General features: G+C 73.2%; 20 protein-coding genes and 2 pseudogenes. 13 read left to right on the top strand and 9 right to left on the bottom strand.

From position 1 onward, the window contains the following. Positions 1-170: 170 nt before the first annotated feature. Positions 171-1124: a hypothetical protein gene (locus H8R17_RS10800; protein ID WP_187822930.1), complete on the top strand. Its 954-nt coding sequence runs from the start codon at positions 171-173 to the stop codon at positions 1122-1124. Between the two features lie 3 nt (positions 1125-1127). On the opposite strand, the gene H8R17_RS10795 is transcribed toward H8R17_RS10800, so the two are convergent. After that, positions 1128-2960: a glycoside hydrolase family 15 protein gene (locus H8R17_RS10795; protein WP_187822929.1), complete on the bottom strand. Its 1833-nt coding sequence runs from the start codon at positions 2958-2960 to the stop codon at positions 1128-1130. Between the two features lie 56 nt (positions 2961-3016). Beyond that, the gene (locus H8R17_RS10790) at positions 3017-3796 is read right to left on the bottom strand and encodes a DeoR/GlpR family DNA-binding transcription regulator (RefSeq protein ID WP_187822928.1); all 780 of its coding nucleotides are present in this window, start codon (positions 3794-3796) and stop codon (positions 3017-3019) included. 124 nt (positions 3797-3920) lie between these two features. Between H8R17_RS10790 and H8R17_RS10785 the strand changes: the two genes are divergently transcribed. The 3 genes from H8R17_RS10785 (at position 3921) to H8R17_RS10775 (ending at position 6263) form a co-directional block, all read left to right on the top strand. Continuing rightward, a complete protein-coding gene (locus H8R17_RS10785) occupies positions 3921-4802 on the top strand; it encodes an SIS domain-containing protein (RefSeq protein ID WP_187822927.1) in 882 nt (293 codons plus the stop codon). A gap of 16 nt (positions 4803-4818) precedes the next feature. Then, on the top strand, positions 4819-5754 hold the full coding sequence (locus H8R17_RS10780; RefSeq protein ID WP_187822926.1) for a class II fructose-bisphosphate aldolase: 936 nt from the start codon (positions 4819-4821) through the stop codon (positions 5752-5754). Positions 5755-6107: 353 nt separating this feature from the next. Next, positions 6108-6263: a hypothetical protein gene (locus H8R17_RS10775; RefSeq protein ID WP_187822925.1), complete on the top strand. Its 156-nt coding sequence runs from the start codon at positions 6108-6110 to the stop codon at positions 6261-6263. A 12-nt stretch (positions 6264-6275) separates the two neighbouring features. Here H8R17_RS10775 and H8R17_RS10770 read toward each other — a convergent pair whose 3' ends face one another. Then, positions 6276-7409 carry a methyltransferase gene (locus H8R17_RS10770; protein ID WP_187822981.1) on the bottom strand — a complete coding sequence of 378 codons (1134 nt, stop codon included), beginning with the start codon at positions 7407-7409 and terminating at the stop codon, positions 6276-6278. 85 nt (positions 7410-7494) lie between these two features. Here H8R17_RS10770 and H8R17_RS10765 point away from each other — a divergent pair, with 85 nt between their 5' ends. Together H8R17_RS10765 and H8R17_RS10760 are read left to right on the top strand one after the other, a co-directional pair. After that, a complete protein-coding gene (locus H8R17_RS10765) occupies positions 7495-8145 on the top strand; it encodes an alpha-ketoglutarate-dependent dioxygenase AlkB (protein ID WP_187822924.1) in 651 nt (216 codons plus the stop codon). Between the two features lie 36 nt (positions 8146-8181). Further along, positions 8182-9420 carry an ROK family protein gene (locus tag H8R17_RS10760; RefSeq protein WP_187822923.1) on the top strand — a complete coding sequence of 413 codons (1239 nt, stop codon included), beginning with the start codon at positions 8182-8184 and terminating at the stop codon, positions 9418-9420. A gap of 128 nt (positions 9421-9548) precedes the next feature. Here H8R17_RS10760 and ilvY read toward each other — a convergent pair whose 3' ends face one another. Next, complete coding sequence (ilvY, locus tag H8R17_RS10755; RefSeq protein ID WP_187822922.1) at positions 9549-10412, bottom strand: HTH-type transcriptional activator IlvY; 864 nt, start codon at positions 10410-10412, stop codon at positions 9549-9551. Between the two features lie 105 nt (positions 10413-10517). Here ilvY and H8R17_RS10750 point away from each other — a divergent pair, with 105 nt between their 5' ends. The 3 genes from H8R17_RS10750 (at position 10518) to H8R17_RS10740 (ending at position 13468) form a co-directional block, all read left to right on the top strand. After that, positions 10518-11990, top strand: a complete 1473-nt coding sequence (locus H8R17_RS10750) for a ketol-acid reductoisomerase (RefSeq protein WP_187822921.1) — start codon at positions 10518-10520, stop codon at positions 11988-11990. A 136-nt stretch (positions 11991-12126) separates the two neighbouring features. Then, a complete protein-coding gene (locus tag H8R17_RS10745; RefSeq protein WP_187822920.1) occupies positions 12127-13020 on the top strand; it encodes an NAD(P)-dependent oxidoreductase in 894 nt (297 codons plus the stop codon). 61 nt (positions 13021-13081) lie between these two features. Then, on the top strand, positions 13082-13468 hold the full coding sequence (locus tag H8R17_RS10740; RefSeq protein WP_262505188.1) for a PPOX class F420-dependent oxidoreductase: 387 nt from the start codon (positions 13082-13084) through the stop codon (positions 13466-13468). Positions 13469-13646: 178 nt separating this feature from the next. On the opposite strand, the pseudogene H8R17_RS10735 reads toward H8R17_RS10740, so the two are convergent. From H8R17_RS10735 to H8R17_RS10725, 3 genes and pseudogenes are all read right to left on the bottom strand, one after another. Further along, positions 13647-13910, bottom strand: a pseudogene (locus tag H8R17_RS10735) (phosphotriesterase); the annotation flags it as partial. Positions 13911-13996: 86 nt separating this feature from the next. After that, a pseudogene (locus H8R17_RS10730) lies at positions 13997-14193 on the bottom strand (hypothetical protein); the annotation flags it as partial. A gap of 61 nt (positions 14194-14254) precedes the next feature. Beyond that, positions 14255-14824, bottom strand: coding sequence for a TetR/AcrR family transcriptional regulator (locus tag H8R17_RS10725; RefSeq protein ID WP_187822918.1), 570 nt, complete (start codon positions 14822-14824; stop codon positions 14255-14257). Between the two features lie 166 nt (positions 14825-14990). Between H8R17_RS10725 and H8R17_RS10720 the strand changes: the two genes are divergently transcribed. The 3 genes from H8R17_RS10720 to H8R17_RS10710 are packed head-to-tail and all read left to right on the top strand — an operon-like array spanning position 14991 to position 18579. Beyond that, positions 14991-15275 carry an SHOCT domain-containing protein gene (locus tag H8R17_RS10720; RefSeq protein WP_187822917.1) on the top strand — a complete coding sequence of 95 codons (285 nt, stop codon included), beginning with the start codon at positions 14991-14993 and terminating at the stop codon, positions 15273-15275. Next, a complete protein-coding gene (locus H8R17_RS10715) occupies positions 15272-16021 on the top strand; it encodes an ABC transporter ATP-binding protein (protein WP_187822916.1) in 750 nt (249 codons plus the stop codon). The genes H8R17_RS10720 and H8R17_RS10715 overlap by 4 nt, the downstream gene beginning before the upstream one ends. Further along, positions 16018-18579, top strand: a complete 2562-nt coding sequence (locus tag H8R17_RS10710) for an ABC transporter permease (protein ID WP_187822915.1) — start codon at positions 16018-16020, stop codon at positions 18577-18579. Before H8R17_RS10715 ends, H8R17_RS10710 begins: the two co-directional genes overlap by 4 nt. Positions 18580-18920: 341 nt before the next feature. Here H8R17_RS10710 and H8R17_RS10705 read toward each other — a convergent pair whose 3' ends face one another. Both H8R17_RS10705 and H8R17_RS10700 read right to left on the bottom strand, forming a co-directional pair. Next, a complete protein-coding gene (locus H8R17_RS10705) occupies positions 18921-19487 on the bottom strand; it encodes an anti-sigma regulatory factor (RefSeq protein WP_187822914.1) in 567 nt (188 codons plus the stop codon). 194 nt (positions 19488-19681) lie between these two features. Then, entirely contained in the window at positions 19682-20005 is a 324-nt protein-coding gene (locus H8R17_RS10700) for a hypothetical protein (RefSeq protein ID WP_187822913.1), read from the bottom strand. 342 nt (positions 20006-20347) lie between these two features. Here H8R17_RS10700 and H8R17_RS10695 point away from each other — a divergent pair, with 342 nt between their 5' ends. Next, positions 20348-21472: a PLP-dependent cysteine synthase family protein gene (locus H8R17_RS10695; protein WP_187822912.1), complete on the top strand. Its 1125-nt coding sequence runs from the start codon at positions 20348-20350 to the stop codon at positions 21470-21472. Position 21473: the final 1 nt, after the last annotated feature.

Below are 21473 nucleotides of genomic sequence, written 5' to 3'. Positions count from 1 at the left end.
ATCCGATGGATACGGGGCGGGGGTATCCGCGCCAAGGTTCATGTATACCCCCGTGGGGTAATCGATGCAAGCCTCTCGACGGCTTGACTTGGTACCCCCTAGGGGTATGGTGAGGTGCGTGAAGGCCCCCGCATCGAGCCCGAGGGCCCAGGTTCCTGGAGGAGTCGGCCATGCACACCGGACTGAAGATCGCCACGTTCGCCGCGGCCCTGGCCGCCACCTTCGGCACGGCCTACGGCGTCGGCCAGGGCCTCGACCCCGTCGTCGCGGTACCCGCCCCGAAGCACGACGAGGAGCACGACAAGCCCGCGCCCGACAGCGGTGGCGGGCACGCGGCACACGAGACGCCCCCGGCCGGCGGACTGCAGATCTCCGACGGCGGCTACACCCTCGACCTGAGGACCCCGCGCGTCACGGCCGGTGAGCGCGCCGACCTCCGCTTCACCGTCCGCGACAGCGGCGGCCGGGCCGTCACCGCGTACCAGCGCGAACACGAGAAGGAACTCCACCTCATCGTGGCCTCACGCGACCTGACCACCTACCGCCACCTGCACCCGACCCGCGCCGCCGACGGCACCTGGAGCACCCCCGTCGAGCTGCCGCAGGCCGGCGGCTACCGCGTCTTCGCCGACTTCACCCCGGCGAAGAAGAACGCCGAGAACCTCACCCTCGGGGCCGACCTCGCCGCCTCCGGGCCCTACGAGCCGAAGAACCTCCCGGCGCCGGACACCACCGCCCGCATCCACGGCTACGACGTCGAGCTGGCGGGCGGCCTGAACCCGGGCAAGGCGAGCGAACTGAAGCTGAAGGTCTCCCGCGACGGCAGGCCCGTCACCAACCTCCAGCCCTACCTCGGCGCCTACGGCCACCTCGTCGCCCTGCGCTCAGGCGACCTCGCCTACCTGCACGTCCACCCCAACGGCGAACCCGGCGACGGGCGCACCAAGCCCGGCCCGGACATCTCCTTCACGGCCACGGCACCCAGCAGCGGCAGCTACCGCCTGTTCCTGGACTTCAAGCACGACGGCACGGTCCACACGGCGGCGTTCACGGTCCGGACCTCAGGTGCGGCCCCTCAGGCCGAGACCACCCAGGAGCACGCCGACGACGGCCACGGCCACTGACCGTCAGCCAAGCGCCCGGTCCAGGTTGAAGGCCGCGCTGATCAGGGCGAGGTGCGTGAACGCCTGCGGGAAGTTGCCCTGCTGCTCGCCGGTGTGGCTGATCTCCTCGGCGTACAGGCCGAGATGGTTGGCGTAGGTGAGCATCTTCTCGAAGGCCAGGCGCGCCTCGTCCAGCCGCCCGGCGCGGGTCAGGGACTCCACGTACCAGAACGAGCAGATGGAGAACGTCCCCTCGTCGCCGCGCAGCCCGTCCGCGCTCGCCCGCGGGTCGTACCGGTAGACCAACGAGTCCGACACCAGGTCCTGGGTGAGGGCGTCGAGCGTGGACAGCCACTTCGGGTCGGTCGGAGCGATGAACTTCGCCAGCGGCATCATCAGCACCGCCGCGTCCAGCACGTCACCGTCCTCGTGCTGCACGAAGGCCTGCCGGGCCTCCGACCAGCACCGGCGCATGATCCGCCGGTAGATCGTGTCGCGGCACTCCCGCCAGCGGGGAAGGTCGGCGGGCAGGCCGCGCCGGTTCGCCATCCGGATGCCCCGCTCGATCGCCACCCAGCACATCAGCCGCGAGTACAGGAAGTTCTTGCGGCCCCCGCGGGTCTCCCAGATGCCCTCGTCCGGCTGGTCCCAGTGCTCGCACACCCAGTCGACCAGTCCGCACACGTCGTCCCACTGCCCGCTGGAGATGGGCTCGGCCCACTTGTCGTACAGGTAGATGGAGTCGATGAGCGCACCGTAGATGTCCAGCTGGAGCTGGTCGGACGCCGCGTTGCCGACCCGCACCGGCGCGGAACCCAAGTGCCCTTCCAGGTGGTCGAGTTCGCGCTCCGGCAGGTCGGTGCGGCCGTCGATGCCGTACATGATCTGCAGCGGGCCGGAGGCCCGGCCGTCGCCCGGGCTGATGTGCCGGGTCACGAAGTTCATGAACGCCTTGGCCTCGCCGGTGAACCCCAGTCGCAGCAGCGCGTACACGCAGAAGGCGGCGTCACGCACCCACACGTACCGGTAGTCCCAGTTGCGCTCGCCGCCCAGCTCCTCGGGCAGGCTGGTGGTCGGCGCGGCCACGATCGCCCCGGTCGGCGCGTAGGTGAGCAGCTTGAGCGTGAGGGCGGAGCGGTGCACCATCTCCCGCCACCGGCCCCGGTACCTGGACGCGGACAGCCAGTGCCGCCAGTACGCCACCGTCTCCGCGAACTGCTCCTCCGCCTCCGTGCGGGCGCACCGGCGCGGCGTCACCTCGCCGCCGACCTGGTCCAGCGCGAACACCGCCGACTCGCCCTGGGAGAGCTTGAACTCCGCCCGCACGTCCGGGCCTTCGGCCTCCAGCGGCACGGTCGCGGTCAGCGCCAGCGACAGCGCGGCCGACTCGAAGACCGCCATGTCGCCCGTCACGCGGACCCTGTGCGGCTCGGCGCCGTAGTCGAACCGGGGCGCCACGCGCGTCCGGAACGGCAGCGAGCCGCGCACGCACACCACACGCCGGATCAGCCGGTGCCGCGCGACCTCGACCGACCCGCCGTCGACCGGCATGAAGTCCTGCACCTCGCCGACCCCGTCCTCGGTGAAGAACCGGGTGATCAGCACGTTGGTGTCGGGGAAGTAGAACTGCTTGGTCCGGGCCGGCGCGGCCGCCGCCAGCTCGAAGCTGCCGCCGCGCTCGGCGTCCAGGATCGAGGCGAACACGCTGGGCGCGTCGAAGGCCGGACAGCAGTACCAGTCGATCGTGCCGTCGGTCCCCACCAGGGCCACACTGCGCAGATCGCCGATCAGGCCGTGCTCGGCGATCGGCAGATACCGCGGGGCGCCGGTGCCGTACGGGTCGCTCGATGCGCTCATCGCAGCCTCCTCGGCATCAGCTTAGTGCGGACGGCCGAGGGGGCCCGGGTCTGCGATCAGACCGTGTGGACGACGATCCCCGCCTCCTCGAACCGCCGCACCGTGGCCGCTGTGGCCGCGGTGTCCGTGACCAGCGTGTCCACCGACTCGGCCGCGCAGATCCGGGCGAACGCCCGCCGGCCCAGCTTGCTGGAGTCGGCGGCCACGACCACGCGCTCGGCCCGCTCGCACAGCAGCCGGTTGACCGCGGCCTCCGCCTCGTCGTGCGCCGCGGCGCCGTCCGTGACGTCAAAGGCGACGACGCCGAGCACCGCCACGTCGAGGGTGATCTGCCCCAGCACCCCGTCCGCGAGGGGCCCGATGAGCTCGTACGACTGCGCCCGCGCCACCCCGCCGGTCACCACGATCTTGAACTGGGGCCGCACCGCCAGCTCGTTGGCGATGTTCAGCGCGTTCGTCACCACGGTCAGCGCGGGCGAGCCGGACGCCAGATCGCTGCGCACCGCCAGCGCCCGCGCCACCTCGGTGGTCGTCGTGCCGCCGGTCAGCCCCACCGCCTCGCCGGGCGCGACGAGCTCCGCCACCGCCTTGGCGATGCGCTGCTTCTCGGAGGCGCGGCGGGCCGTCTTGTAGCGCAACGGCAGCTCGTACGACACCCCGTGCACGACCGCGCCGCCGCGCGTGCGGACGAGCATCTGCTGCTCGGCGAGCCGGTCGAAGTCGCGGCGGATCGTCGCGGCCGACACCGCCAGCTCGGCGGCGGCCTCCTCGACGTCCAGCCGGCCGCGCTCGACGAGCAGTTCCAGCAGCGCCTTCCAGCGGGCGTCGCGCGACATCCGCACCTCCGTTCCCCGAATCCGCCTCGATCTTCGGCGACCCTATCTCCCTGAGCGATGCTTGATTATGCTCGGAATGCCGCTATATCTTGCACGAACAATCAATTCTGGAGGTATGTGGGGCATGACGCATGTCGAGGACGAGCTGAACAGCCAGCCCGAGTGCTGGACGCGCGCCACGTCGCTGGCCGCCGAGCACGGCGCGGTGCTGCCGGCACCGGGGGAGCGCGTCGCGCTGGTCGGCTGCGGCACGTCGTACTTCATGGCGCAGGCCGCCGCCGCGCTGCGGGAGGGGGCGGGGCAGGGGGAGACGGATGCCTTCGCCGCCTCCGAGTTCCCGAAGGGGCGGGCGTACGACCGTGTCGTCGCGCTCACGCGCTCCGGTACGACGACCGAAGTCCTCGACCTTCTGCGACAGTTGACCGGGACGATCCGCACGACCGCGATCACCGCCGACCCGCGCACGCCCGTCATGGAGACCGCCGACGACGTCGTGGTGCTGGACTTCGCGGACGAACAGTCCGTCGTCCAGACCCGGTTCGCCACGACGGCCCTCACCCTGCTGCGCGCCCACCTGGGCCGGCACCCCGAGTCAGCCGTCGCCGACGCCCGCACCGCCCTCGAGGCACCGCTGCCCGAAGGACTGGTCGACTGCACACAGTTCACCTTCCTCGGCCGCGACTGGACGGTGGGGCTGGCGAACGAGTCCGGGCTGAAGATGCGCGAGGCCGCGCTGTCCTGGACGGAGGCATACCCGGCGATGGAGTACCGGCACGGCCCCATCAGCATCACCACCCGCGGCACGGCGACCTGGATGCTCGGCGACGCGCCCGACGGGCTCGCCGAGCAGGTGCGCGCCACCGGTGGGCGGTGGATCCACAGGGACCTCGATCCGCTCGCCGAACTCGTCCGCGTCCAGCGGCTCGCCGTCGCCGTCGCCGCGGCCCGCGGCCTCGACCCGGACCGGCCCCGCCACCTCACCCGCTCGGTCGTTCTCACGCCCTGACCCGACTGGAGATGCCGTGCCCCTCATGACCACGGGCGAGCTCGTCACCCGCGCCGCCGCGGACCGCTCCGCCGTCGCCTCCTTCAACATCATCACGCTGGAGCACGTCGAGGCCGTCATCGCCGGCGCCGAGGCGGCGGACGCACCCGTAGTCCTCCAGGTGAGCGAGAACGCCGTCAAGTTCCGCCACGGACGGCTGCTCCCGCTCGCCCGCGCCACCGTTGCCGCGGCCGAACACGCAGCTGTACCCGTCGCGTTGCACCTCGACCACGTGCAGAGCGACACCCTGCTGCGGCAGGCCCCGGACGCGGGGTTCAGCTCCGTGATGTACGACGCGGCGCGGCTGCCGTACGCGGAGAATCTCGCCGCGACGACCGCCGCCGTTGACTGGGCGCATGGTCAAGGGCTGTGGATCGAGGCAGAGTTGGGGCAGATCGGCGGCAAGGCCGGGCCGGGTGGGCGGGAGAGTGCCGCGCGACCGCCGCTGGACGCCCACGCGCCCGGCGCCCGTACCGACCCCGCCGAGGCCCGTGCCTTCGTCGCCGCCTCCGGTGTGGACGCCCTGGCCGTGGCCATCGGCAGCGTGCACGCCATGACCACCCGCACCGCCGCCCTCGACCACGCCCTCCTCGCCCGCCTGTCCGGCGCGCTGGACGTACCGCTCGTCCTGCACGGCTCCTCCGGCGTCCCGGACGGCGAACTGGCCGCGGCCGTCGCGGGCGGCATCGCCAAGGTCAACATCGGTACGGCGCTGAACGTGGCGATGACCGGTGCGCTGCGGGAGTTCCTCGCCGCCTGCCCCGATGTGGTGGACCCGCGTGCGTACCTCGCCGTCGGTCGGGAGGCGATGGCGGACGCCGTGGCGCGGCTCATCGGCGTGCTGCGCACCGGCCGTACAGGAACGGCTCCGGCTCACCCGGCGTCCGGTGCCGCGGCCGACGGACTGGGCTGACGCGCGGCCAGGCCGTCCAGGACCACCGTGAGCTTGCGCCACAAGTGGGCGCGGGGCGCGTCGACGATGCGTTCCACGGCGGCGCGGACGTGCGGGGGGGTACTGCGCGAGCGAGGCGGCCATCGCCGGGGACAGCCGCTCGGGGTCGTCCTGGTCGCGCAGCCGGGCCACCTGCTGGGCGCCGTCGTGGACCAGGTCGAGCACGGCGTCGACGGCGAGCACCGCCTCGTCGACGTCGAACCCGAGCGAGACGAGCCCTGCAGTCCGTCGCCACGGCGGCCGGCCTGGTCCCCTTCGCCGGGATCCGGGCCATCGCCGGCGCCGCGGCCGAGAGGGACGCTGCGCCGGCCACGGTGCGGGCCTGGGTCGCGGTCACCGTGGCCACGGCGGTCGCCGCCTTCCTGCTGCGGCTCGCCGCCTACGCGCTCAGCCACCGGGCCGGCCTCACGGTCGCCGACGCCGTACGGCGCCGGATCCTGCGGTCGGCCCTCGAGCGGATCGCGGGATGAGAGCCCCGGGGGCTACCGCTTGACGGCCCTCAGCACCACGAACTTCGGGTCGCTGGCGACCACGCGACTGTTGCCGAACAGCCGCCGCAGCTTCACGTGGTAGCCGAGATGCCGGTTGCCGATCACCCACAGCTCGCCGCCCGGCCGCAGCGCCCGCCGCGCCCCGGTGAACATCCGCCAGGCCGTGGCGTCGGTGGTCGCCTGATGCGAATGGAACGGCGGATTGTTCAGCACGACGTCGACACTGCCGTCCGGCACCCCCGCGAGCCCGTCCCCGACCCGGAACTCGGCATGCCCCGGCACGCCGTTCGCCTTGTACGTCGCCTCCGCCGAGGCCACGGCCTGGAACGACTCGTCGACGAACAGCACCTCGGCCTCGGCGGAGGCCAGCGCCACCGCCGTCCCCACGACACCGTTGCCGCAGCCGAGGTCCACCACCCGCTGACCCGCGCGCGTGGCGGGCAGGTGCTGGAGGAAGAAGCGGGTGCCGATGTCGAGACGGTCGGCGCAGAAGACGCCCGCGTGGTTGACGACGGTCCGCCCCGAGACCGGGCCGATGCCGTCGGGCAGGGGGTACTCGTACGGCCAGGGGTTGGCGGGCCGCGCCGGCGACGGGTCCGGGGTGCAGAGGATCAGCCGGGCCTTCTTGCGGGCGAGCGAGGTCCGCGTCGGTCCGAGGATCCGCTCGAACAGCTGGAGCGTCGAGGTGTGGATCTCCTTCACCATGCCGGTGCCGACGATCACCGTCCCCGCGTGCACTGCGGGCGCGAGCCGCAGCAACTGGTCCTCCAGCAGCGCCAGGCTCTTCGGCACCCGCACCAGCAGGACGTCGATCCGGTCGGGCGGCGGATCCTGCGTGGTGAGCAGCCGCACCGCGCCGGGCCCGACACCGTGCCGGGCGAGATTGGCGCAGGTCGCCTCCTGCGCGAGGTGGGAGTCGGTGATCTGCACCGGCCGGTGCGCCGCCAGCGCCGTGACCAGCGCGCCCCAGCGGTCGCCGAGCACCACGACCGTGCCGGACAGCGCCACCCCCTCGGCCGCGAGATGGGCCAGGAGGTACTCGTCGGAGGCGTCCCAGGCGCGCAGCCGGTCACGCGGGTCCGCGGGGAAGCGGGCCGGCGCCACGTCGCCCCACGGCGTCGTCATACGGTCGTTCATCGTGCGACCAGGCTAGCGGAGCCGCAGCTCACGTCGGGCAGGTCGGGAACCGGGGTCGGGCAGGATGGGAGGCATGGACGCCGAGCTGTTTCCCAGGTCCCGCACCGAGGTCGCCCCCGGCGCCGTCCATGTGCCGGACTGGCTGGCCGCGGACCGCCAGCGCGAGCTGCTGGCGGCCTGCCGGGAGTGGGCGCGCCCGCCGGCCGGACTGCGCACGGTGCACACCCCCGGCGGCGGCACCATGACCGCCCGGCAGGTGTGCCTCGGCTGGCACTGGTACCCGTACGCCTACGCCCGCACCGTCGTCGACGGCGACGGTGCCCCGGTCAAACCGTTCCCGGCCTGGCTGGGCGAGCTGGGCCGCGGCGCGGTGACCGACGCGCTCGGGCCGGCGGCGGCGCGGGGAGCGGCGTACGACATCGCACTGATCAACTTCTACGACGGCGACGCCCGCATGGGCATGCACCGCGACAGCGACGAGAAGTCCGACGCGCCCGTGGTGTCGCTGAGCCTCGGTGACACCTGCGTCTTCCGCTTCGGCAATCCCGAGACCCGCACCCGCCCCTACACGGACGTCGAGCTGCGCAGCGGCGACCTGTTCGTCTTCGGCGGCGAGTCCCGGCTCGCCCACCACGGGGTGCCGCGCGTGCACGCGGGCACGGCACCAGCGCGGTTGGGGCTGAAGGGGCGGCTGAACATCACGCTGAGGGTCAGCGGCCTGTAGGGCCGCCGTCCCCGCGGACATGGGAGACTTCCCGGCATGAGTGGCAAGGCGGACCCCCGGACGGCGGGGGAAGGGACCACCTCACGGACGCGGCTCGACCGCGGGCGCGGCGCGCTCGGCCCCGCGCTGGAACTCGTGCACACCGGGCGCGCGCCCACCCGGGCCGTGCTCACCGCCGAACTCGGGGTCACCCGCGCCACCGCCGGTGCGGTCGCCGCCGAACTGGAGGCGCTCGACCTGATCCGCGTCGACGCCCGGCCCGGTGCCGGGGCCGGCGTACAGGGCCGCCCCTCGCACCGGCTCGCGGTCGCCGAGGACGGGCCCGTCGCGCTCGCCGCGCAGGTGCACGCCGACGGTTTCCGGGCGGCGCTGGTCGGGCTCGGCGGGCGGATCGTCGCCACCACGCCGGGCTGCGAGATCGTCGACCCGGACCCGGCGAAGGTGCTTCGCTCCGTCGTCGAGGCCGGCGCCGCGCTGCTGCGGGAAACCGGGCGGCGGTGCGTGGGCGCCGGACTCGCCGTACCGTCCGCGGTGGCGGAACCCGAGGGCCTGGCCCTGAATCCGCTGCACCTGGCCTGGCCCGCGGGCGCGCCGGTGCGGGCGATCTTCGCCGAGCAGGTGCGCGCGGCCGGCCTCGACGGCCCCGTCTTCGCCGCGAACGACGTCAACCTCGTCGCCCTCGCCGAGCACCGGCACGGTGCCGGGCGCGGCGCCCGCGACCTGCTGTGCGTGGCCACCGGGCACCGCGGCGTCGGCGGCGCGCTCGTCCTCGACGGCCGCCTGCACACCGGCAGCTCGGGCCTCGCCCTGGAGGTCGGCCACCTCACCGTCAACCCCGAGGGCCGCCCCTGCCACTGCGGCAGCCGCGGCTGCCTCGACGTCGAGGCCGACCCGCTGGCCCTCCTCACGGCGGCGGGCCGCGAGCCCGGCCCCGAGGTGTCGCTGCTGCGCCAGGCCGACGACCTGATCCGCCACCACTACGACGACCCGGCCGTCCGCACCGCCACCGAGACGCTCATCGACCGCCTCGGCCTGGGCCTGGCCGGACTGGTCAACATCCTCAACCCGGACCGCATCATCCTGGGGGGCCTCCACAGCACCCTCCTGGACGCCGACCCCGACCGGCTGCGCGCGGTCGTCGCCGACCGCAGCCTGTGGGGCCAGAGCGGCGGCATCGCCATCCTGGCCTGCACCCTCGACCACAACAGCCTGGTCGGCGCGGCGGAACTGGCCTGGCAGCCGGTGCTGGACGATCCGCTGGGAGCGCTCACCTAGGGCTGCCCTAGCCGGTCACCCCTCGTCGGCGGCTTCCAGGATCCGCGTCCGACTGCGCCCCGATCGCCGACGCGCCCTGCCCGCCTGAGCCGCCCCGGCTGATCCGCCGGACCCGGCCACGTCGCCGATCAGCTGGTGGCCGTGGAGGAGAGCGCGCTGCTCCACAGCGCCGCCACCAACGGCCGCCGCAGATCCGCCCGCCGTACGCACAGCCCGATCGGGAACGGCTCCGGCGCCGGATCGGCCGGCAGCGCCGTCAGCCGGTCGCGTACCGCGCTGTGCTCCAGGACGAGCCGCGGCACGACGCCCGTGCCGCAGCCCAGGGCGACCAGGGTCAGCAGCCCCTCGTGGCCGTCGGGCTCGCACGCCACGTCGGGTACGGTGCCGCGCGCCCGGAACCAGCGGTCGGCGGCCTCGCGGACCAGCCCGCGGTGCGGGAGGACGAACGGCCCGTCGAGGCCGGGGCCGGGACGGTCCCGGGCGGTGACGAGGACCAGTTCGGTCACCGCGACCGTCCGGCTCACCAGCGCCCCCGGCAGCCGCGCCGGGATCCCTGCCACGGCCGCGTCGACCTCGCCCTCGTCCAGCCGGGCCAGCGCCGCCGCCGCGTCACCGGTGCGCAGATCGAGCCGCACCTGCGGGTGGGCGGCCCGGAACGGGGCCAGCAGGCCGGGCAGCAGCGCCTGGCAGGCCGTCACCGTGGCGAACAGGGCCAGCCGGCCGGTGAGTTGGGCCGGGTCGGGATGCTCCTCACGGTAGGCGCGCCACAACTCCAGTGCCTGGACGGCGTATTCCCGGAACCGGCGGCCCTGCGCGGTCAGCGACACCCCGCGCGGCCCCCGGTCGAACAGCCGGTGCCCCAGCTCCGCCTCCAGCCGCTGCACGGTCCGGGTCAGCGTCGCCGGGCTGACATGGCAGTCCAGGCTCGTCCGGCCGAAATTCAGCGTCTGCGCGAGATGCAGGAACAGCCGCAGCTCCCGATGATCGTCCATACGCCAGGCCCTTCCCCTCTGTGACCTAGTCCTTTCATCTCATGCAACGTGCCGGTGCACAAGTTGCGCTTGCTGCAACACTCGGGCGGAGCCTACAACTCGACCATGACCTCGACGACCACATACACCTCCCGCGTCTTCCCGCTCGAAACCACGGCCGTGCCCGGCGGCACGGAGACCGTCCTGCGCGGCGGCCGGCACCTCTTCCCGCTGTTGCCGAAGGCCTTCGCCGGTGTCCGCCGCGTCGGCGTCCTCGGCTGGGGCCCGCAGGGCCGCGCCCAGGCCCTGAACCTCCGGGACTCCCTCGCCGGTACGGACATCCGGGTGGCGGTCGGACTGCGCCCCGGCTCCCGCTCGGCCGCCGACGCCCGCGCCCACGGCTTCACCGAGGAGGACGGCGCACTCGGCGACTGGCTCGCCGTCGCCGCGGACAGTGACCTGGTGATCCTGCTGATCGCCGACGCCGCGCTCGCCGCCCACCACCTGGAGATCTTCGCGGCGCTGAAGCCGGACGCCGTCATCGGCCTGTCGCACGGCTTCCTGCTCGGCCATCTGAAGGAAAGCGGCGGGCAGTTCCCGCCGGGGCACGCCGTGATCGCCGTGTGCCCCAAGGGCATGGGCGACTCGGTCCGGCGGCTGTACGAGCAGGGCGTCGAGGTCAACGGCGCCGGGATCAACAGCAGTTTCGCCGTGCACGCCGACTCCGACGGGCGGGCCGTCGACCTCGCGCTCGGCTGGTCGGTGGCGCTCGGTTCGCCGTACACCTTCCGCACGACGCTCGACAGCGAGTACCTCTCCGACATCGTCGGCGAACGCGCCATCCTGCTCGGCGCGGTCCACGGCATCGTCGAGAGCCTGTACACCCGCTGCCGCCTGGCCGGCGACGACCCGGTGACGGCGTACGAGCGCTCCTGCGAGAACGTCACCGGACCCATCGCCCGCACCATCTCCCGCGCCGGGCTGCGCGCGGTGCGCGAGGGCCTCGACCCGGCCGGGCGGGACGTGTTCGACCGCGCGTACACGGCGACGTACGCACCCGCGCGCGAGATCGTCGCCGAGATCTACGACGAGGTCGCCGACGGTACCGAGCTGCGCAGCGTCGTCCTGGCCGAACAGCGGCTCGGCACACGGCCGCCCAGCCGGATCGGCGGCTCCCCGATGTGGTCCGCCGGAGACGCGGTGCGCGCCCGGCGGACCGAACGCGACCTGCCCGTCGACCCGTTCACCGCCGGAGTCCTCGTCGCCACCATGACCGCCCAGATCGACGAGTTCGCCGAGCGCGGCCACCCCTGGTCGGAGATCGTCAACGAGTCCGTCATCGAGGCCGTCGACTCCCTGCTGCCGTACATGCACGCCCGGGACGTGGCGTACATGGTCGACAACTGCTCCCGCACGGCCCGCCTCGGCGCCCGCCGCTGGGGCCCGCGCTTCCAGGCCGCCTACGAGCAGATCGCCTTCCCCGCCGCCGACCGCCCCGCCGACACGGCCCTGCTGACGGCCTTCGAAACCCACCCCGTCCACGCGGCACTGGCCGCGGCGGCGCAGCTGCGGCCGTCGGTGGACATCGCGATGGCGTGAGCGACGGTCACCAGCCGCGTGCGAAAAACGGTCACGGACACGCGCGACGCCCTGGTACTCGCCGCCCGGGTCCGAAGTGGCAGGCTGGCAACCACGTGCACTGGAACACCCGTACAGAACAGAGGGCTCCGACGTCATGACCGAGAAGCCGACCGTAAGCGTCCTGGGCACCGGGATCATGGGGGCCGCAATGGCCCGCAACATCGCCCGCGCCGGGCACCCCGTCCGCGTCTGGAACCGCACCCGGGCCAAGGCCGAACCCCTGGCCGCCGGTGGGGGAGTGTCCGTCGCCGACACGCCCGCCGGGGCGGTCGAGGGCGCCGACGTCGTCCTGACCATGCTGTACGACGGCCCCGCCGCGCTGGAGGTCATGCGCCAGGCCGCCACCGCCCTGCGCCCCGGCACCGCATGGGTACAGTCCAGCACCGCCGGCGTCGAGGCCTTAGGCGACCTGGCCGCCTTCGCCCGCGAGCACGGGCTGGTCTTCTACGACGCCCCCGTGCTGGGCACCCGGCAGCCCGCCGAGGCCGGGCAGCTGACCGTCCTCGCCGCCGGCCCGCAGGCGCGCCGGGGGACGGTCGAGCCGGTCTTCGACGCGGTCGGCGCCCGCACGGTGTGGACCGGCGAGGACGGCGCGGAGGGCTCCGCGACCCGGCTGAAGCTGGTCGCCAACAGCTGGGTGCTCGCGGTCACCGCCGCGGCCGGCGAGGCGCTGTCCCTGGCCAAGGCGCTCGGCGTGGACCCGCACGGCTTCCTCGACCTCGTCGCCGGCGGCCCGCTCGACATGGGCTATCTGCGCGCCAAGTCCGCGCTGGTCCTGGAGGACCGGCTGACCCCGGCCCAGTTCGCGGTGACCACCGCCGCCAAGGACGCCCGGCTGATCGTCGAGGCGGGCGAGCGCAGCGGCGTCCGCCTCGACGTGGCCGCCGCCGGCGCGGCCCGCATGGAACGCGCCGCCGCACAGGGCCACGGCGACGAGGACATGGTCGCCGCGTACTTCGCCAGCTTCGACGAGCCGCCGACCGCCTGAGGACGAGAAACCGACTGAGGGCGAAAGGAGTTCCCGTGTCCAAGCCCCCGACGCCGACCTCCTGCTGCGCCGCGCCAACCCCTGCGTGATGGGCACCCTGTGCGCGGACGGAACGCCCGTGTCCACCGCCACCTGGTACGTGTGGGACGACGGCCAGGTCCTGATCAACATGGACGAAGGCCGGGTGCGCCTGAAGCACCTGCGCCGCGACCCGCGCGTGACCCTCACCGCCTTCGCCGGGGACGACTGGTACACGCACGTCACCCTGATCGGCCGCGTCACCGAACTGCGCGACGACGAGGGCCTCGCCGACATCGACCGCCTCGCCACGCACTACACCGGCGACCCGTACCCGGACCGCACCCGCGCTCGGGTCAGCGCCTGGATCGAGATCGAGCGCTGGCACGGCTGGGGCGCGATGAGGGACAGCGACCAGGCTGCCACCTGAGGACGTCACCGAGTTCACCCGACTACGAACGGCGTCCGCGCACAACGCCGGTCACGTACGGAAACTGGGCGCGGACGAGGTCGTCGACTGCGGACGTTCCGCTGAGACCGGACCCGGCCACGCCTTCCGCGGAGGATGAGGCCGAGTCCGCCCCGCCGGCAGACCGCCCCGGCCCGGCTCACCGCCACTCCACGGCGAAGGCCCGGCCGGGGTTCTCCGTCAGGATCCGCCCCACCAGCTCCTCGCCCACCGCGACCGCGAGCCGCGGCCGCACCCGGCGCAGCAGGTACGGCATCCCCGGCCCGCGGTCCACCGAGCGGGCCGCGGCCGTCGTCGTGTCGGCGCCGAGGAGCAGCCGGTCGCCGAACCCGGCGTCGGCGAGCGCCCGTACGGCATCCGGCATCCGCCAGTCCGTGCCGTGGTTGGCCCGTGACGGCCCGTCTACAGGTGGTCGTGCGCGTCGCACACCCCCAACTGGCTCGGTTCCACGTCCCCGAGCACCGTACGGACGAGGCTCACCACCGGCGCCCCCCGGGGCAGTCGGCCGAGGCCCGGCGCCGACAGGTGCAGCACCTGGCACACGTCACCGTCCACCTTGGGTGCCTCGTGCTCCCACAGCGAGAAGTGCACCAGCTCCCACCGGCTGGTGTCCACGGCCGCCCGAAGTCGTCGCTGAGCCCCTGGAAACCGCCGCCCCAGAGGAAGGAGTTCATGCCCTCCAACGACGGCGGTGAGTTCGTACTGCACGGCGTGCACGGGCTGCCTCCCGGGACAGGGTTCGGACGGTCACGGAGCGAGCAGCGCGAGCAGTCCCCGCACGCCCGCGTCGAAGGCGGCGGGGGAGCCGGAGGCGCGGGCCAGGACGTACCCGCCCTGCACGGTCGCCACGACGGCCGCCGCGACCTCCGCGGCGTCGAGGCCGGGCGCGAACTCGCCCTGCCGCTGACCCTCCTCGACGATCCCGGCGATCCGGCCGCGCAGCCAGTCGAGCGTCTCGTCGACCGGGGCGCGCAGCTCGTCGCTGGCGCTCACGCCCGGGTCCATCGTCAGCCGGCCGACCGGGCAGCCGCGCAGCACATCGCGCTCGCGCCGCAGATATGCCGCGATGCGCTCGTACGGCGTCCCCGGGCCGCCCAGTACTCCCTCGGCGGTAGCCCGCATCTCCTCGGCGGTCCGCCGGATCGCGGCCAGGGCGAGGTCGGGCTTGCCCTTGAAGTGGTGGTACATGCTGCCCTGCCCGGCGCCCGCGCGCTCCAGGATCGCCTTGGGGCTGGTGCCCACGTAACCGCGCTCCCACAGCAGCGCCCGGGTGGACTCGATCAGTCGTTCCGCGGTGCTCACGCCGCCACTGTACATACTAGTAGTTACAAGGGTCCAGCTCTGGGGGAGCAGCGACGCACGGCCCGCGTACTCCCGGGGAGGTACACACACTGCCGCTGGCCGTACGACGACCTGGGACCCCCTGCGCGACGACTCTCGGAAGCGACACACAACGACATCGCTACCGAGGAGTTGAACGACGATGCAGACCCTGGCGCACTTCGGCGACGGCGGGCCCGGCCCGTGGATCCTGTTCTTCCCGGTGATCTGGGCGCTCGTCATCGGCGGCGGCATCGCCCTGCTGCGCCGCACGGTGTGGCGCGGACGCCGCGGCCCGTGGCGGCCGGTCGCCGCCGAGGACAACTCGCCCATCACCGTGCTCGGCCACCGCTTCGCCTCCGGCGAGATCGACGAGGACGAGTACTGGCGCCGGCTGTCCGTCCTGGACGAGCAGTTCGGCCGCACGGGCAAGGGCGGTGCGGCATGACCACGACGACCGCCACGCGCGTGGCCGCCCAGGTCGTGGACGCCGTCAAGGTGTACGGCGGTGGCGACACCGCCGTACACGCCCTGGACGGCGTGAGCGTGACCTTCCCGGCCGGCCGCTTCACCGCGATCATGGGGCCCTCGGGCTCCGGCAAGTCCACCCTGATGCACTGCGCGGCCGGCCTGGACACGCTCACCTCCGGCGCCGCCTACATCGGCGACACCGAACTGGGCGGCCTCGACGACCGGCGCCTCACCCTGCTGCGGCGCGACCGGGTGGGCTTCGTGTTCCAGGCGTTCAACCTGGTGCCGACGCTCACCGTCGAGGAGAACATCACGCTGCCGCTCGACCTCGCGGGCGGCAAGGGCGACCAGGAGTGGCTCGACGCGCTGATCGACGTGGTCGGCCTGCGCGACCGGCTGCACCACCGGCCGTCCGAGCTGTCCGGCGGCCAGCAGCAACGCGTCGCCGTGGCGAGGGCGTTCGCCGGGCGGCCGGACGTCGTGTTCGCCGACGAGCCGACCGGCAACCTCGACTCCCGCTCCGGCGAGGAGGTGCTGGGCCTGCTCGGCCGCGCGGTGCGCCAGACGGCCCGCACGGTCGTCATGGTCACCCACGACCCGGTCGCCGCCGCCCACGCCGACGAGGTCGTCTTCCTTGCCGACGGACGCCTGGTCGACCGCCTGGAATCCCCGACCGCCGACAAGATCCTGGACCGGCTGAAAGCCTTCGAGGTGCCCTCATGAACGCCTCCGTACGCCTGAGCGTGTCCTCCCTGCGCTCCCACAAGCGGCGTTTCGCCGGGACGTTCCTCGCCGTGTTCCTCGGCGTGGCCTTCCTGGCCGGGACGCTCGTCATGGGCGACACGCTGCGCGCCAGCTTCGTCTCCATGTTCGGCAACGCGACCAGCGGCACGGACGCCGTGGTCCGCAGCGCCGACGCCATCACCACACCGGGCGAGAGCCAGGGCGTGCGGCAGCCGGTTGCCACGGATCTGGTCAGGACGGTCGAGCGGTCCCCGGGCGTGGCCGCCGCCGTGCCCAGCATCCAGGGCGCCGGTCAGCTGATCGGCGCCAGCGGCGACCCGATCGGCGGGCAGGGCCCGCCCACCCTCGCCGGCAACTGGATCTCCGACCCGAAGCTCAACCCGTACCGGCTCGCCGAGGGCCGCGCCCCCGAGAAGTCCGGCGAGGTCGTCGTCAACCGCGGCGCCGCCAAGACGGGCGACCTGAAGATCGGCGACACCACCACCCTGCGCACGCCCGACCCGGTCAGGGTGACCGTCGTGGGACTCGCGACCTTCGGGGGCGAGGACGGCATGGCGCAGGTGACCTTCACCGGGATGACGCAGGCCGACGCCGAGAAGTACCTCACGGCCAAGCCCGGTGAGGCCGCGAGCATCCAGGTGCGGGCCGGGCCGGGCGTGAGCCAGCGGGAGCTGGTGGACGAGCTGACGTCCGTGCTGCCCAAGGGGGTCGAGGCGATCACCGGTCAGGAGTCGGCCCAGGAGAACAACGACATGATCTCCAGCCAGTTCCTGAGCATCTTCACCACCTTCCTGCTGGTGTTCTCCGGCATCGCCCTGCTGGTCGCGACCTTCTCCATCCACAACACCTTCGCGATCGTCGTGGCCCAGCGCACCCGCGAGAACGCCCTGCTGCGTGCCCTGGGTGCCGCACGCCGCCAGGTCACCGCGGCCACGCTCGTGGAGGCGACCGTCGTGGCCGTGGCCGCCTCGGGCGCGGGCCTCGTGGGCGGCATCGGGATCGCGGCCGGGCTCCAGGCGCTGTTCCCGGCGATCGGTTTCCCGTTCCCCGAGGGCGGCCTGGTCGTCAAGGCCCTGTCGATGGCGCTGCCGCTGGCGGTCGGCATCGTGGTCTGCCTGGGCTCCGCCCTGCTGCCCGCCGTCCGCGCCGGGCGTACCGCCCCGCTGGCCGCGCTGCGCGAGACGGCCGTCGACACCTCCGACGCCTCCCGGCTGCGCGCCATCACCGGCACGGGCCTGGCTGCCCTGGCGATCGCGGTGACGCTCACCGGCGTGCTGGTGTCGCCGTCGATCTGGCTGGCGGGAACCGGTGCCGTCCTGGCCCTGGTCTCCTTCGTGGTCCTCGGCCCGGTCGCCTCCTCCACCGCCGTACGCGTCCTCGGCGGCCCGCTCGACCGGCTGCGCGGCGTCACCGGCGGACTCGCCCGGCGCAACGCGCTGCGCAGCCCCAAGCGGACCGCCGCCACCGCGAGCGCCCTGATGATCGGCGTGGCCGTCGTGTCGCTGTTCACCGTGTTCGGCGCCTCCCTGAAGGCCACCATGGACCAGACCGTCTCCCGGTCCTTCGCCGGCGACGTCGCCGTCAGCACCCCGTCCTTCGGCGCGGGCGGCAGCGGACTGAGCCCTCGTCTCGCCGGGGCGATCGGCGAACTGCCCGAGGTGGACACGGCCGTCGGACTCGGCCGCGGTGTCGCCCAAGTCGACGGCGAGGGGCGGGCGCTGACCGTCACCGACCCGGTCGCCCTCGAGCGCACCTTCGACCTGGGCAAGATCCAGGGCTCCCTGCGCGACCTGGGCACCGACGGCATCGCCATCACCGAGAAAGAGGCCCGCAAGCAGGGCCTGAAGCCCGGCGACAAGGCCCAACTCACCTTCACCGACCGCAAGAAGGAGACCTTCACCGTCCGCGCAGTCTACGGCCAGTCCGAGCTGGCCGGCGACTACGTCATCACCCGCGCCGCCTGGGCCCCGCACCGCACCCAGGACTCCGACACCCTCCTCGCCGTCTCCTTCAAGGACGGCGTCAGCACGGATGCGGGCAAGGCGGCGGTGGAGAAGGCCGCCGCACCGTACGGCAACCCGGAGGTGCAGACCCGCGACGAGTACGCGCAGTCCTCGGCCGGCGGCATCGACATGATGCTGACGCTCGTCTACGCGCTGCTCGCCCTGGCCGTCCTCATCGCGCTCCTCGGCATCGCCAACACCCTCACGCTGGCGATCCACGAACGCACCCGCGAACTGGGCCTGCTCAGGGCCGTCGGTCAGACCCGGCCCCAGCTGCGGGCCATGGTCCGCTGGGAGTCCGTCCTGGTCGCCGCCTTCGGTACCGTCGGCGGACTCGCCCTCGGCGGCTTCCTCGGCTGGGTCCTGGTGAAGGCTTCCGACGGGGCCGGCGACAGCGCCTTCGCCTTCGCACTGCCCCCGGCCCAGCTCGCCCTGGTAGCCCTGGTGGGCCTCACCGCCGGAGCCCTCGCGGGCCTGCGCCCGGCCCGCCGCGCGGCCCGCCTGGACGTCCTGCGGGCCATCGCCACCGAGTGACAAGGCCGCAGCTCCACCAAGGCCAAGGTGACCGACCCCCCGGCAGGCCCAAGGGCACGGGCCCACCAAGGTCAACTGTCCCGACGACACCGGCCGCGAGGGAGCCGAAGGGCGCGCCGGTGCCGAGAGCCCATGGGGGCACCTCCCGCTCGAGCGAAGTCGAGAGTGGGGGAGCGCGGAGGCACGAAGCACTGAGCACGATCGGGCTCTCGGCACCGGCAGAAAGCGCCCGTAGGCGACCGAGCCATTGAACGGCACGAAGCGCTGAGCACGATCGCCGTCTCGACACCGGCTGAGGCGCCCCGTAGGCGGCCGAGCCATCCAAGCGGGTCACCGCCCGGTCAGCCTGCTACGGCGGACCGGGCGGGAGCGTGTTCGGGCCGGTGGCCGTCGGCGGCGGACCGGGCGGGAACGGGTTCGGGCCTGCGCCCGTCGGCCGCGAGGCCGACCTCGGCGAAACCGGCCACGCGCCGCGGAGGACGGGCGGCACTCGCCCGCGGCGCCGCGGGTGTGGGGAGCGTGAACCACACGACCTTGCCGGAATCGCCGTCCGGCCGCGCGCCCCAGGTCTCGCTCACCGCGGCCACCATCGCAAGGCCCCGCCCGCAGGTCGCCAGCGGCGCGATGTCCTCGATCTCCCCCACCACCGGCAACCGGGGATCGTGGTCGCGCACCGAGACCATGAGCCGGTCGAGCAGCCACTCGATCTCCACGGTGCACGTCTTGTCGGGCTGGGCATGCCGGTGGACGTTCGACAACAGCTCCGTCACACCGAGCATGGCCCGGTCTATCAGGGACTCCAGATGCCAGTAGCGCAACTGCGCAGAGACGATTCTGCGGACCTGGCCGATCCGCGACGGCAGGGCTTGGAGCTCCACCGTGCAGTGCCTGCTCGGGTTACTGATCACGGCTGCGACTCCCCGACGTGAGGTCCCGAAGGACGTCCGGAAGAACACGGAGTTCGGATCCAGCAGGGCGCCTGCGTGATACTGCCGCCTGCTGTCGTGGCCGGCGGGCTGGTTCGCAGCGTTATCGCCGGTAAACCCTCAGTGACGTGAGACCAGAGTGACGCAGGGGGTGCGGCACCGCAACTCGCGTCCGTTCAGCCGCCGCGGCCCGCCGCTTTGCGTACGGCCTCGATGAACCGGCGAGCCGCCGGCGGCCCGGGCTCGCCCGGCGCGGGGTCGTGCTCGCCGAGGGTCAGCAGGTACCGCTTGCCGTTGAGGTCGGCCAGCGCCCGGTCCTCGGTACCGAACCAGGGCTTGGACGCGCGCACCGCCTGCACCGGCGCGCTGTCTATCTCACTGCCGTAACTGGTCAGCAACTCCAGCCTGCCGCCGCTGATCCGGACCTGCCCGGCCCGGGTGAGCGAGCGCAGCCGCTTCCCGATCCGCACGCCCGTGGCCCTGAACTCCGGCTCGGCCATGCCACCCCGCCCCCTTGTGCGCCTCGGTGTACCGGCCGGCTCCGCGTGGGGCCGTACCGGTTCGTGTCCTGGTCCAGTGTGCCCCGCGTGGAGGCTTTGTTCTCGCCCCGTGCAGTCTGCCCCCACCCGACAGCGAGCGCGACCCCCTCACCGGGGGCGCCCGGTGCACGCCCGTGAATGCGCCCCCCAGGCTGCGCGCCCCCTTGCGCCAGGCCTGCCCCAGGGGGCGCTTTGGGGGGCTCAAAGGTACGTTTATGCAGGTGAGAAGCGTGCGAAAGGTGCTTATTATCGGGGGTGTCGGCCGCGCGACGCGCCGTCGGCGCGCAGCCTAAGGAGCCCGTCGTGACCACCCCACAGCAGACCCGGCCCGGCGTCACCCTCGACGTCGACCGCACCGATCCCGCCTACCGGGCCTGGCTGAAAGAAGCCGTCCGCAGGGTCCAGGCCGACGCCAACCGCTCGGCCGACACGCACATGCTCCGCTTCCCACTGCCGGAGAAGTGGGGCATCGACCTGTACCTGAAGGACGAGTCGACGCACCCGACCGGCAGCCTCAAACACCGCCTCGCCCGCTCCCTCTTCCTCTACGGCCTGTGCAACGGCTGGATCCGGCCGGGCCGCCCGGTCATCGAGGCATCCAGCGGCTCCACGGCCGTCTCCGAGGCGTACTTCGCGAAACTGACCGGCGTCCCCTTCATTGCCGTCATGCCGCGCACGACGAGCGCCGAGAAGTGCCGCCTCATCGAGTTCCACGGCGGCCGGTGTCACTTCGTGGACGACCCGCGGAAGATGTACGAGGAGTCGGCCCGCCTCGCGGTGGAGACCGGCGGCCACTACATGGACCAGTTCACCTACGCCGAGCGGGCCACGGACTGGCGCGGCAACAACAACATCGCCGAATCCATCTTCCGCCAGCTGAAGTTGGAGCGGTACCCGGAGCCCGCGTGGATCGTCGCCACGGCCGGCACCGGCGGTACCTCGGCGACCCTCGCACGCTACGTCCACTACATGCAGTACGACACCCGTATCTGCGTGGCCGACCCGGAGAACTCGTGTTTCTTCGAGGGCTGGACCACCGGCGACCCGGACGTCACCTGCGACTGCGGCTCCCGCATCGAGGGCATCGGCCGGCCCCGCATGGAACCGAGCTTCGTGCCCGGCGCCGTCGACCGGATGATGAAGGTGCCGGACGCGGCCAGCGTCGCCGCCGTACGGGCCCTGGAGCAGGCCATCGGCCGCAAGGCGGGCGGCTCGACCGGCACCGGCCTGTGGAGCGCGCTGAAGATCGTCGCCGAGATGGTGGCCGAGGGACGGCAGGGGAGCGTGGTGACACTGCTGTGCGACCCGGGGGACCGTTACCTCGACAAGTACTACTCGGACGGGTGGCTTGCCGGGCAGGGCCTGGACATCACGCCGTACACGGCGGCGATCGAGACGCTCCTCGCGACGGGCGTCTGGCCCGACTGAG

This window comes from Streptomyces sp. TRM68367 (assembly GCF_014495685.1).
Taxonomy (GTDB): Bacteria; Actinomycetota; Actinomycetes; order Streptomycetales; family Streptomycetaceae; genus Streptomyces.
Note: the sequence above shows the minus strand (reverse complement) of the source record. Positions and strands in the feature narration are given on the sequence as shown.